Raw genomic sequence first — 13,541 nt, 5'->3', positions numbered from 1 at the left:
AGCAAATATTACCAGAACCTCACATAAATAACCGACAGCAACAATAATATCGTTACAATTAAAATCACGGAAGAAGGCTTCAGCTTAAACATCTCATAATCCAGTTCAAAAGCTTTGGCACTTACCTTTGGTCCCGCCAGGCTGATAGCCACCATTACCAGCACCGTGGTAAGGAAAGACCATCCCAGGCTGATAAAGAAAGGTATTTCGTATTCGCCCTTTGCATTGTGGAAAGCGGAATATAATACCGTTTCAGGACCAAAAATCTTTACAGCTACCTGGTTGAAGAACAGGGAGGCTGCAAAACCGGTGATGATACCCGCTATGGCAGCCGCGCCGCTGGTTCTTTTCCAGAACATGCCGAGGATAAAAGTAGCAAATACACCGGGGCTGATAAAGCTGGAATACTTTTGTACAAAAGTATAACCGCCGGCGCCGCCGATATCCAGCACATCGTTCCAGGTGAATAATACGCCTATCACGATAGCAGCTACAATAGTGAGCCGGCCGGTCCATACCAGCTGTTTTTCATCTGCTTTCGTATTGATATATTTCTTGTAAACATCTAAAGTAAAAATGGTGGAAATACTGTTGGATTTACCCGCCAGCGAAGCTACGATAGCAGCGGTAAGCGCGGCAATAGCGAGACCTTTCAACCCGGCCGGCAGCAGGGTTAAAATGGCGGCATAGGCGCCATCTTTTTGTCCTCCTTCCAGCTGAGGCAGGTGCCCGTGCTGGTACAACACATACGCTACAATACCCGGCAGCATCACAATTACCGGCATCAGTATTTTAAGCAGGCCGGCAAATAAAATACCGGTGCGGGCTGTTTGCAGATCTGCACCCAGCGCCCGTTGGGTGATGTACTGGTTACAACCCCAGTAGTTAAGGTTACTGATCCACTGTCCGGCAATGTACATACCAAAGCCCGGCAGGATCAGGTATTTGTTCACGTAATCCTGTGGCGCGCCAACAGCGGGCTTCTTCAGCATCATATGGAAATGATCGGGCGCCTCCTGTACCAGGATATTAAAGCCGGCCAGCACATCTTTTCCCATGCCGAATTTTTCACTCACCACGGTTAATGCCATCCAGGTAGTGGCCAGTCCGCCGATAATCAGCACCCCGACCTGTATTACATCCGTGTAGCCAATTACTTTCATACCACCCAGGGTGATCACCACGGAGAAGATAGCCAAAGCCACCATCACTTCATGAAAATAGGCGCCCCCTAGTAGTCCGTTGATAGCGAGAGCGCCCAGATACAAAATAGAAGTGAGGTTAACAAATACATATAAAAACAACCAGAATACAGACATTATCAACGCTACCGTTTCATTGTAGCGCGTTTTCAGAAACTGTGGCATGGTGTAGATCTTATTTTTGATATACACCGGCATCAGGAATACCGCCACAATGATCAGCGCAGCTGCGCCCACCCATTCATACACGGATACTGCGATGCCCACAAAAAAGCCATCTCCGCTCATCCCGATAAACTGTTCCGCTGAAATATTGGAAGCGATAATAGAAGCCCCAATGGCCCACCAGGTAAGAGATCCTTCTGCAAGGAAAAAATTCTTGGAAGCGCTAACAGCTCCTTTCTTCTTTCTTTTATAAATCCAATATCCGTAGGTAGCAACAATCACAAAATACAACGCAAATACCAGGTAGTCTTTGAAGACAAGTTGATTACTCATAAGTGGAGCGGTTGATCAGCAGTTTTTTTTAACGTGGGTAGAAATACCTGGATATAATTTAACACTTTCCGGCATGCAAAAAAAAGGATTACCGGCGACACATCAGAAAGTTGCATCTGCACCGGTAATCCATAATATCACTGTTCAAAACTTTAAGGTGGATGGTAAGTACTTGGCTACCAGATCTTCGTAATATGGTCTTAATACTTTCCAATCTGGCGGAGTTGGACTCTTGGAGTACAGGTCGTACGGATTAAACAGATCCACCCATTTAAACATTTCCACATCATGTGCATTCATCAGGTGACCATAAGCATGTTCCCTGTGCTGCGGATAAAAGGAGTGATAACGCAGCATGTACAGGGCCGGTTCCGGCAAATGATTTTTCATGATCTGGTAAATATATTCGTCGTGTCCCCAGCTCAGGTGTACATTTTCCAAACCGCAGTTAGGTTCATATACACCATACTTGGTGTTATAATCCGGGTTATTGATATCCGGATTATTTTTGAAGAACTCCGGGAAAACGATTTTATCAGAGAAGGCGCAGCCAACAGGGAAAGTATCCCCTACCACTGCCCATTGCGGTTCGCCGAACAGGCACAATACTTTGCCCATGTCGTGAAACAAGCCGGTGAGCACCATCCAGTCCGGGTGACCATCAGCACGGATGGCTTCCGATGTTTGCAGCAGGTGCTGGAACTGATCCAGGTCTGTATCCGGATCGGAATCATCTACCAGTTGGTTAAGAAAATCGAAGGCATCCCATACCGACATTTCCCTTTTATTGAAAGAAAGAAATTCCTTTTCTTTTTCTTTTACAAATGCATAAGACTGGTAAGTATGATTTAACCGGTAAAACTCCCGCACCGTATCGCGTGGAGGCGCTTCGTAATTCCGGAATTCAGCAGTGCTTTTTTCTTTGTTGATATTGGCGGGATCTGGATATCGCTCAAGTAAATCATCTTCCCATTGATCCAGTGAAGTAAGTGGTGCAGGATTTGGCTGCCCGTTAACGTTATCCATAATATCAGATTTTAAAAGTTCGTGGAAATGCAGAAAAATATCCTGCTCTAAATATGCGATCTTTTTAAAAATCTTCCGCATAATAGAATAACTTTATTTACTTAACCGATTAAGTAACACCGGCCATTATATGGAAAACGTCACCATCAGGATGCTTGCGGAAAGATTGCAGTTATCTACTGCCACCATTTCAAAAGCGCTGAGTAACAGTCATGAAATAAGTGAAGAAACAAAGCAGCGGGTGCTGGCGCTCGCCGCAGAGCTGAATTATGTGCCCAATCCATATGCCAGCAGTTTACGGAAAAAGTCGAGCCATACCATTGCGGTAGTAATTCCCGAGGTTGCCGACAGCTTTTTTGCAGAAGCCATCAATGGTATCGAATCTGTGGCACAGGAGAAAGGCTACCACGTACTCATTTATCTTACGCATGAAAGTTTTGGGAAAGAAGAGGCTATTTTGAAAGATTTCCAGAGCGGACGGGTAGATGGGGTACTTATTTCTGTTACAACCGAAACATCGTCGAAAGCGCATGGATTGGCGCAGCTGGTGAAAGAAATACCCGTCGTATTTTTCGACAGGGTTTGTGAAGAAGTAACAGCCGCCAGGATCACCACCGATGACGCCAATGCCGCTTATAACGCCACCGCGCACCTGATCGCCGGAGGATGCCGTAATATGGGCCTTTTATCAGCTTCACGGCAGCTTTCTATCAGCAACAGGCGGGCAGATGGTTTCCGGCAGGCACTGGCCGATCATCAGCTTCCGCTTACTGACAACAGTATTCTCTATTGCTCCAATGATCCTGCCGCTACCCAGCAACTGCTGCAAACAGCATTACAGCAAAATCATTACGATGGCCTGATTGCCACCACGGAAAAACTCGCCACAGCAGTATACCAGGCCTGTGAGGAGCTATCTCTCACTATTCCCGGCGATGTACAGGTGATCGGCTTCTCCAACCTGAGCACTGCACGCTTCCTGCAGCCATCGCTTACCACTGTTTCGCAACCCGCCTTTGACATGGGACACGCCGCCGCCACTGTACTGTTCAAAGCGCTCAAAAGCAGCAGCTTCCCATTGCAGGAGCAGCAACAGGTGATTCCTTCTTCACTGATTATAAGAAACTCTACCAAGTCAGGGCTATAAACAACTATCCCGCAGCATTTTCATATACGCAGTGCCTTTTTCACGGGCAAAGCTGATATTGCGTTCGGGGATGTTTTCCGGGTGGGGATATTGCTGCAATGCCTTCTCTATTTCCGCTTCCCGTAACAAATGCAGCATGGGATAGATGGACCTGTTGGTATAATTGGCCGCATCCTGCAGATCCGTGCCGGCAAACTGGTACAGCGGATGAAAACTCGCCAGCTGGTAGATACCGGTGTACTTCTTTTTATAGATCATTTTCTCCACCACCGATACCAGGTCGAGATAGTCACGAAACACGGGAAAGCCGGCAGGGAAAATTAACAACGTAGTAGATACCGCCGGTTCACTGTCCAGCAACAAACACTCCTGCAACAGCTCATCACTGGCCGCCTGCAGCGATATGGCGCCGCTCACCTGGTACCGGATGCTGTTCTTCTTCACTTCCCTGTTGGCAAAAGGGCAGAAGTTACAACCGATCACAAGTTCCCTGACCCAGTTCTGAGTTTGTGTAATGACCGCTGCTGCCTGTTCCGGACTGTATACCATAGCGGTGAAGGTACGGATAACTATCTTCTGGTGATCACTGTGCTACTGAAGTGATCGCCTACTTTATCATGACTGATCACATACTGTTCCATAGGTAAATAAGATTCGATCATAGGTAAGGCGGGCGCATAATGGTAACTACCACCGGTTTGCAGCGATGCCAGTATTTCCATGTACTTTTTTGCATAGCTCATATAAGCACTATTGCTGCGCTGATGGTGATGCAGAAAATGATTGGAGAAAGAAAGATTGGAGATGATGGTGCCCCAGCTGTTGGGCTCCAGGCGGTATTCCAGCCAATCGGCAGATCCGAGATAACTTTCCGGTTGTTCAATAAAGCGGTCTATTCCATATGCTTTGATGCCCTGTTTACGCAGGTATCTTACCAGGTAAGCATGTTGCCCGCAACCGATATCCAGTACGGGACCTTTGATGGCAGCGGGGTTTAACCGCAGCACAGACAGTTGCGTGGCGGGTGTATATTCTGCACACACTACCTGTTTAACATGAGGTTCCTGCTCACTGTTCAATTCTTTTACAAATGGGTTGGTGTGTAGTAACCATTTTGTTAAGCGTTGTCCATGCAACTGTTCCAGGTCATCGAAATTGGTTTGTTTTCTTTTAAGGCGGGTAACAATATCTTCCATTAAAGTAACATATACGGCCTTTAAGGACTCCCCGGCAACGCCGGAAACATTCATATACTGGTTGGCGGCACAAAAAGTAAGCTGGGCCTGGGTGGTGAGGTAATTAACCAGCCCTGCTGTCAACCCATCCGCGTTCAATTGTAAAATTTCACGCGGATAGGTGGCCAGCAGGAACCTGGTATAAGGCGTCCACGCCAGTGCGGCGCTTTTCCCGCCATAAAAAAGATTCAGTTCTTTATGATGATCATGTTGTGACGAAATACTTTTTATTATCTCCGGTAAAACATACATGCCTCAAAGGTACGCTGCTTTCAGGTGATCACGGGTAAGTAATCCGTACAAACCTGTTGGCATCACGGTAATCAAACTTTGTAAAGGTGCCTACTACCAGCAGCGACTTCTCTCCCACCTGCGGCAGGATCTGTGTAATACCGCCACTGTTGGCGTTCTGGTCGAGTGTTACGCCGCCAATAGTGTTATACGTAGGATGAACCGCGCCTTTGTCGGTGAGCACAATCATATTATTGCGCACCAATCCGCTGAACTCTGTGAAGATACCGCTCACAATTACTTCTCCTCCGGGCATTACATGCGCATTGAACAGGTAACCATTGGACCCCACACCCACGTTAAACGTGGGATCTATCACCCCGTTTTCATTGATACGGGCTACATTAGCCAGTTTTAGTCCGCCGAAAGTATTGAAGCGGCCTACAATGATCAGCTTTCCATCTGGTTGACGGGTCATGTTCAGGATATTCTGATCGGGACCGGCGCCTGCTGAAAAGGAGGGATCAATAGAACCATCGGGGTTTAACCTGGCAATGCGGTTCACGGATTGTCCGTTGTATTTGGTGAAAGTACCTGCAATCAGCATTTTTCCATCGGGTAGGAGGATAGAGCGGTTGATATAACCATTGGGCCCCTCTTTACCCATGTGCTTTGCCAGGTCGTAGTTGTAGGTACTATCCAGGCTTCCGTCGGGCATTAAGCGAACCAATCCATTGATCTGTACGGAATCGAGATGTACGGAATCCTGACCGGCAGCACCCACGAGGTTGTAGTTAGGTTGTACATAAAACCGGAAGAAGCCGGTGAGCAGGATCTTACCATCCGCCTGCACATGCATATTGGCCACCTGTCCGGAAATACCGCCTTTCAGGGAAGACACAGTGATTTCCTTCCCGGTAGGACTGAAAATCTTATCTGCTGCCAGCGAGCCGTTGTTGTTCAGCAGGGCAATACTGTTGACGAAGTTCACCCCTTCATAGTTATTAAAAGCCCCTGCCACCAGGTATTTACGGTCGGCGCCTGGAAGTGCAGCGGCTGTAGCCACAAAGGTATTGGTACCATTTTTCTTGTCCGGGCCAAAAGAGCCGTCTACTTTACCATCATGATTAATCCTCGCCACGCGGTTAAGCTTTCCTTCCTTACCGGAGTTATCGAAGTCTGTGAAATCACCGACGATTAGATACTTCCCGTCTTCCACAGGTATAATATCCGAGATACCGCCATTAGCGGCTACTTTACTGGGGAAAAGGGTATCCATCTGAAAAACACCTATTACCCGGAAGAAGGGTCCGAAGAAGTACTCCTGGTCCACCTGTGCAGCCACATTACCGGTAGCTGCCTGTGCAGGCACCTTTACGCGCACGGTCGTATCTGTAAGCGCCAGGATGGGCGTACTTATGCCATTAAAAAGAATGGCCAGTTTATCTTTGTTCTTCAGGAATCCTTTCCCGCTGATCAGCACCTCCTCTCCTATGTGTGCGCTGGTGGGAGTGATACCGTCTTTATTGATATAGATCGCCGGCTGCACCTGTTCTTTATAAGGATCATCCCCCTTGGAGCTGATCTTATCTTTTGTACAGGCGCCTAACACTGCCAGGAGCACTATTAAATACGTATATTTTTTCATACTGAATGCATTAATGAGTTATTGATTCTGCAGTTCCTGTTCTGCTATCCTGACAAATTCTCCCGGCCGGAAACCGAAGTTGTGCCGGAAATTCAGCACATGCAATACACCGTTTGTTGGCTGAATGTCGGAGGTCATCACCTGCACTTTCTGGTTATTGGCAAAAGTCACCGGATCATAGGTAATATCTGTGAGCAACAGCACACGCGCGCCTACCGCTTCTACACCATTATAGTTCTGGTAAATTAACCCGATGTTGAGAATATAGCCGCTGTTCATAACGTAGTTAATGCCCGGGTAAGCGTATACATTCACCGGATCAATACGTGCAAACTTATTGGCCGTATACTTCCCTTTGAGCATGTACATGCCCAGGAATTTCTTCCATACTTTAGCAGGAATATCAGCTAGTTTCACGCTGTCTTCTACCATCCGGTAACGGTACTCGTTCAGGTCATCAATAGCATCCACGATGCTTTGGTCTGTTGGTGTAAAGAAAGTAACAGAATCGTTCTGCAACATTTCTTTCAATCCGGCTTTTTCCACCACATATGCCACGGTGTCAAAGAGGTCCGGGTTTTGAACCAGGTACTCATAAATAGTTCCTTTATAATGCGGATCCGCAACACCGCTGTCGATATAATAATCTTTTTTACAGGAAGATAACAACAGGCCTGTTATTAACAGGATGCCGGCTATGGGCAATAGCTTTCGCATAGTGAATATTTTTTACAGTTATTGTATCCAGTATTGATTTCTGGTGACCAGCGGATTGTTGTTTACTGCCGATGATGATATCGGCCAGGTCCATGCGCCTTTTTCCATGAGATCCGGTGTGAGGGGATTCTCCGTCAGTATTCTGTCGCCGATCCTTCCGGTGCGGATGAGGTCATACCACAGATGTCCTTCTCCCATCAGTTCCTTTTCCCTTTCATAGAAAATAGCCGTTTTCAGCGGTTCTCCACCGCCGCCGGCATACAGCTTTGCGCCTGCCCTGTCGCGTACCAGGTTCAGCATCTCTATCGCTTCGGCATTTCTGTTTCCCAGGTTGGCCAATGCTTCCGCCCTCAGCAGGATTACATCTGCATAGCGGAACAGGATAAAGTTGGCGTCATAATCCCTGGTAATTGGATTGGTGATCGCAGAAAATTTCAGGAACATTGGTTTCTTTTCTCCTTTGGAAGCATACGGATCATCGAACCACAGGTCTATCCGTTTGTCGGATTCACCGCGGGGATAAACCCTGTCGAGGTGCCTTACCATGGGAGTGATTTCACTGTTCCCGTTCAGTCCATCCCTGATAATGGGATCGTGCAGGGTCCACTGGCAGATAAGGAAATGGAAAGCGCCACCATAGTTAGCATCCAGCGACAGTTCAAAGATGCCTTCTTCTGAGCGGCCTTTGAAAATGGTCTGGAATGTTTCTTTGGTGTAAGGCAACAGTTTGTATTCGTTCAGCGCCATCAGTTCTTTGATCAGATCGGCGGTTTGTGTCCAGTATTTCTGCTGATTGGCGGGGTCAAAACCAGCGCTCCACATATTGATATGCGCCATCAGTGCCAGCGCAGCGCCTTTGGTGCCGCGTACCGCCCTGTTGGTAGGATCGTCGTAGGAAATTACCATATCGTCTTTACATCCTTCGAGGTCTTTCAGACAGAAGTCCAATACCGTCAGCATTTTCTCGCGCGGCCTCAGCGTAATATCATAAGGGTCTGTTTGCAGGGGCACATCTCCGTATAGCCGTGACATATAGAAGTAGATGAACGCGCGTACAAAGCGGGCTTCTGCCACCAGGGCTTTTTTCTCCCTTGAGCTGAAAGCCGGATCTTCAATACCTGGTATCCTGTCGATACAAAGATTGGCGGTAGCAATCGCCTGGTAAAACAATCCCCAGTCCGGGATATCTTCTATGCCGTCGCCACCGGCCTGCAGCAGGCGGTTGGCAGCGAGGTTGCGGAAACCGTTCTTATCAAACCAGTTCCAGTTGCCGGCCCTGAAATCGCCTACATTATATATAACGCCGTTGGTAAATTTTTGCAGCAGCTTTGAATATATACCACTAACCGCCTTCTGTGCATCGCCTCTTGTTTTCCAGAAATCCTTTCCGGAAAGGGTATCCAGTGGCTTTACTTCCAGAAATTTCTTACAGGAGCCCACACCCAGCAAAAGGCAGAAAAGCATTCCTATTTTAAACCAATGTTTCATCTGAAAATAATTTAAGTGTCATTAAAATTGAGCGCCAATACCAAATGTCAAACTGGTGGCATTTGGATACCCGTTGATATCGTCCCTTCCGAGTGAGGTAACGGTTTCAGGATTAGGCCCGGTATACTTTGAGAAGATGCCTACGTTGTATGCAGTGAGATAAGCACGCAATACCCGCAGCTTCAGCCGCTTCATAAAATCAAAGTCACGGAACTGGTAAGCCAGTGTGATCTGGTTGATTTTGAAGTAGGAACCATCTTCCATATACAAGCTCTGATCCAGCCTGTTGGGCGCTACCTGTGCATCGTGATCAAAAGAACCTACGATGGCAGGATGCGATGCTTTGTCGCCCGGATTTTTCCAGTAGTCAATCTGATTGATATCATACAGGTTGATAGGACCGGCGGCGGTACCGTCGTTCTTACTCAACAGGTTGGGATACTGCAGGCGGTAGATCCTCGCAGCGATAGCGTTATTCAGGATGCTGCGGTCTGCCAGGAAAGTACAGTTGATATTGAGCGACAGGTTCCGGTAGCTCAACGTATTGTTCAAACCACCGGTGAACATTGGTTCCGGGTTACCCATGATCATGTAGTCGGCACCATCCAATGCGTAGTCGCCGTTCAGATCTCTCCAGATAGGATCTCCTGCCTGGAAGTACTGGGTACCGGGACCTTTAAACGCTTTGTAACGTACGCCCCTGATGGGATCTACCGGTACATCTGAAGTATTGCTGTATACACCGTCTGTCTGGTACATATAATTGCTCTGCGGATTTCTTCCTACTTTCAATGCAATGCTCTGGTAAGTGTTCTGATCCACTGCTATAAAGAGCTGCGAACCTCCGGGCAATTCCGTGAGCACGCCTTTGTTGTACGCACCGTTTATGGAGAAGATCCACTGGAAACCTTTGGGATCGCGGTTCATAATAGGCCGCGTGGTGATGGACAGCTCATGGCCGTAGTTCACAATAGCGCCGCCGTTGACCTGCATTTTACCGTACCCCGTGGAATTAGGCAACGGGATATCGCGCACCAGGTTGTAATTGTTCTTGTAATAAGTATCGTAGATAACTTCTACACGACCTTTAAACAGGCCCAGGTCTACCCCGAAGTTAAATTGGGAAGACTTCTCCGGTTCCATGTAAGGGTTGGCGAGCACGCCGTAGTTAGGATTGATGGAAACCGCGTTGTTGTAGTTTTTCACACTTTCATATGCACCCAGTGAATTGAGGATAGTAGCGGTAGGGCGGCTGTTAACGCCATAGGTTACACGCACCGATCCATAATCCAGCCAGTTCCAGCGCCGCATCAGGTTTTCTTTATTAAAGTTCCAGCGTACACCCACAGATGGATTTTTCGTATAGGGGTTATTGATACCTGCAGACGAGTTTCCATCCAACCGGTAGGCCAGGTCCAATACATACTTCGTACGGTAGTTATAGGAGAAGAACCCTGCCCACGATGCAGCATGATATACATAAGATACCGGCGTACCGTTTACATTTATTTCGTTGGCATTATTCCAGGGGTTACCGGGATAGAACCGCGGAGAATAACCACGGGGTCCCCAGTAGTAATCGTTCGGACCATTGCGTATATCTTTCACATGCTGGTCATCTGATTTGATGTTCACTTCGCTGAATACGCTGGCATATATGTTATGGCTTTTTTCCAGGTCGGCAGGTCTGCTGCTGTAGCTGTAGTTCACGCCATTCCTGGTATTAAGCTCATCGTGCCGGCCTACGAAACCATATAAACCGGTTTGGTTGTTATTGGAAAACGATTGATTAAACCGGTCCCTGGTATCGGTGTAGTAGTCATAAGAAGTAGTAGAGTTGATACGCAGCCCGTTGATAATTTCATAGTCCACATCCACGAAACCACGGATATTGAGGGTGTTGTTATCATCTATATTATTTTCATATCCACTCAGCTGGGGGTTACCAACAAAGGTAGAAGGGCCGGGCATCAGGGAAGAGGTAAAGGAATTTCCTGCACCATTGTTAGTCAATCCGCCGCCATTACCACGTTGCTTTTGACCCAGCGCACTGAACAACTGTGCACCAATACGCAGCTTCTTGCTTGGTTGCATATTCAGTTGCATGTTCAGGCTATACTTATTAAAACCGGTATTTTTCAATACGCCCTGGTTCATCTGGTAAGCAAAGTTGGCCTTGTAGTTCATTTTCAGGTTACCTCCGCTGATCTGTACGTTATTATTGGTATTTAAAGTGGTTTGGTAAAATAACCCCTGCCAGTCGGTTGAATTATTATAGAAAGCATTCAGGCTGTCTGTCAGGAACTGGGAATTGGGATCGCTCAGTATGCTGCGTGCGTCCTGCAAATCCCTCGCATTTTTCATGATGGAGTTGATACGATACCGGCGCTCGGCATTACCACCAATAGTAGGGCGCAAATTCGGCGGCAGGTTCACAAACAAACTGCTGTTGATGTCGATGATCGGTGTAGGTGAATTACCACGTTTGGTGGTTACCACAATTACGCCGTTGGCGCCACGCGAACCATACAAAGCAGTAGCCTGCGCATCTTTCATTACCACGATGGACTCTACGTCTTCCGGCGGAATTAAGGCGAGCGGACCTGTTGCGGCGCCTGGTTGCAACATCGACTGGGAAATACCGCCGTCGAAATCTACCGGAACGTTATCAATTACCAGCAATGGGTTGTTACTGGTAAGATAGGCATTATCACCGCTGCCACTTACATCCAGCTGGGAAACCCCTCTAACGGACATGGTACCACGAAAACCCGGCGCGCCGGAATTGTTCTGGATATTGAGGCCCGCAATCTTTCCCTGCAGGAGTTCCTGGATATTGGATACCGGCACATCCTGCAGCGCCTTTCCGTCGATCACGCCTGCCGACCCGGAAGATGTTTCCTTGGTACGCTTCTGGTAACCTATGATCACCGTTTCTTTCAGCGACTTATTCTCCGGGCTCAGGGTAACGTTAAGCGTCGTTACACTTCCCGTTTTAACCGTTTCCAGGCGATAGCCGATGTACCGGAACTGGATGGTTTTATCGGGTTCTACTGAAATGGTAAAACGACCGGTGGGGTCTGTAACACCAAGACCTTTATTATTTTTTACATCAATGATGGTTACGCCCGGGATTCCCTCTTTGGAACCGGCATCCGTCACCCTACCCTTAATGGTAACAGCCTGTTGGGCATATACCCTGTTGCCTGCTCCTGTAAGTAACAGGAGAAGAACAACCAACGTATGTATGTACCGTTTTTTCATGGCACTAATATTTTAATGATTCAGAATACAGTTACCGGTTTAATCGTTGGTAAACTTGGGATTTACTTTAAACTTGAAGATCACGTCCCAGCTGCCTGGTTCAAATACGGCAAAGCCGTAGCCGATACCTGCCTGCCGGCGCACACCATAGGAAATGCGCTCATAGATGAACATGACGCTGGCTTTTTCATTAATCCCCACGTCCGCCAGTACCGGGTAAGGGCTGGTTACATCCCAGGTAACAGTGGCGCTGTCTGATGAAAACTTGCGGTTAAAGCCAAAATTCACAGTCGTACCAACGGTGTTGCTGTAATATCTCAGGCTGTCCCATTTGGTAACATTAAACTTCGACATTTTAATTGGTAAGGAATCCTGATCATAAAATTTAAATGTCAGTGTATTCTTAGCAGTACCTGTTTTAACGAAATACACATTTACCTGCTCGCTGTTAATCTCATTGTTCTGCATATCTTGCACGCCTATTACGGTAGGATGATTGTAAAGAAGATTATCGGTATTAGGCACTTTCTTTTGCAGGCCGGTGATGTCATCAAACTCGTAAGGCTCATATGGTCGCGGGCGGCGGAGGTCCAGCTTTCTTTTCTGGAAAGTTTTCTGCCCACCTTTGTTCTTCACCAGGATATCAAAAGTATAAATGCCCTGTTTTATTTTGGAGGTATCGGTGGCCCAGAAAACAAGATCGCCTGAAGTAGAGCGCATGTCAAGTACCGGCCTTTTCACCTGGATACGTTTGGCTTCAATTTCCGCTACGGTTTTTTCCGTACCGCTATAATACTCTTTCCACTGCCAGGTATTCACCTGCTCCAGCAATTCCGGCGCAGGCGTGCCATCGGGCCGTGCAATGTTCTGCATTTCAAAAGTGAGTGGCTGCGTTGAATTGTCTGCATTAAATTTTCCGTAGAACACATTGGTACGTCCAAAATTGGCCTGGTACGTATCGCCGTCAAAGTTGGCGTTATTACTGAAATGCTCTTTCTCATCCGGCAACAACTGCTTGTAGCAGCCTGTTACCGTAATGGCCAGTGTGCCGGCTATTAATAAAGTATATACTTGCCTTTTCATTG

The 13,541-nt window shown here is 47.3% G+C and carries 10 protein-coding genes; 1 reads left to right on the top strand and 9 read right to left on the bottom strand.

Annotated features, from left to right (window positions below):
• Positions 1–8: 8 nt before the first annotated feature.
• Both QFZ51_RS11230 and QFZ51_RS11225 read right to left on the bottom strand, forming a co-directional pair.
• On the bottom strand, positions 9–1,700 hold the full coding sequence (locus tag QFZ51_RS11230) for a sodium:solute symporter family transporter (RefSeq protein WP_429045840.1): 1,692 nt from the start codon (positions 1,698–1,700) through the stop codon (positions 9–11).
• 144 nt (positions 1,701–1,844) lie between these two features.
• A complete protein-coding gene (locus QFZ51_RS11225) occupies positions 1,845–2,726 on the bottom strand; it encodes an inositol oxygenase family protein (protein ID WP_429045839.1) in 882 nt (293 codons plus the stop codon).
• Positions 2,727–2,856: 130 nt separating this feature from the next.
• Between QFZ51_RS11225 and QFZ51_RS11220 the strand changes: the two genes are divergently transcribed.
• The gene (locus tag QFZ51_RS11220) at positions 2,857–3,873 is read left to right on the top strand and encodes a LacI family DNA-binding transcriptional regulator (protein WP_370912831.1); all 1,017 of its coding nucleotides are present in this window, start codon (positions 2,857–2,859) and stop codon (positions 3,871–3,873) included.
• Here the strand turns inward: QFZ51_RS11220 and QFZ51_RS11215 are convergent.
• Genes QFZ51_RS11215 through QFZ51_RS11185 form a run of 7 tightly spaced genes read right to left on the bottom strand, consistent with a single transcriptional unit; the run spans position 3,868 to position 13,539 of the window.
• Complete coding sequence (locus QFZ51_RS11215; protein WP_429045837.1) at positions 3,868–4,422, bottom strand: DUF1415 domain-containing protein; 555 nt, start codon at positions 4,420–4,422, stop codon at positions 3,868–3,870. The genes QFZ51_RS11220 and QFZ51_RS11215 overlap by 6 nt on opposite strands.
• A gap of 20 nt (positions 4,423–4,442) precedes the next feature.
• Positions 4,443–5,360: a hypothetical protein gene (locus QFZ51_RS11210; RefSeq protein ID WP_429045835.1), complete on the bottom strand. Its 918-nt coding sequence runs from the start codon at positions 5,358–5,360 to the stop codon at positions 4,443–4,445.
• 28 nt (positions 5,361–5,388) lie between these two features.
• Positions 5,389–6,987, bottom strand: a complete 1,599-nt coding sequence (locus tag QFZ51_RS11205; RefSeq protein WP_429045833.1) for an IPT/TIG domain-containing protein — start codon at positions 6,985–6,987, stop codon at positions 5,389–5,391.
• An 18-nt stretch (positions 6,988–7,005) separates the two neighbouring features.
• Positions 7,006–7,704: a fasciclin domain-containing protein gene (locus tag QFZ51_RS11200; protein WP_429045832.1), complete on the bottom strand. Its 699-nt coding sequence runs from the start codon at positions 7,702–7,704 to the stop codon at positions 7,006–7,008.
• An 18-nt stretch (positions 7,705–7,722) separates the two neighbouring features.
• Complete coding sequence (locus QFZ51_RS11195) at positions 7,723–9,192, bottom strand: RagB/SusD family nutrient uptake outer membrane protein (protein WP_429045831.1); 1,470 nt, start codon at positions 9,190–9,192, stop codon at positions 7,723–7,725.
• Positions 9,193–9,213: 21 nt separating this feature from the next.
• A complete protein-coding gene (locus tag QFZ51_RS11190) occupies positions 9,214–12,456 on the bottom strand; it encodes a SusC/RagA family TonB-linked outer membrane protein (RefSeq protein ID WP_429045829.1) in 3,243 nt (1,080 codons plus the stop codon).
• A 39-nt stretch (positions 12,457–12,495) separates the two neighbouring features.
• The gene (locus tag QFZ51_RS11185; protein WP_429045828.1) at positions 12,496–13,539 is read right to left on the bottom strand and encodes a DUF5007 domain-containing protein; all 1,044 of its coding nucleotides are present in this window, start codon (positions 13,537–13,539) and stop codon (positions 12,496–12,498) included.
• Positions 13,540–13,541: the final 2 nt, after the last annotated feature.

Origin of the sequence: Chitinophaga sp. W3I9, assembly GCF_050434025.1 — a bacterium.
Lineage (GTDB): Bacteria > Bacteroidota > Bacteroidia > Chitinophagales > Chitinophagaceae > Chitinophaga.
Note: the sequence above shows the minus strand (reverse complement) of the source record. Positions and strands in the feature narration are given on the sequence as shown.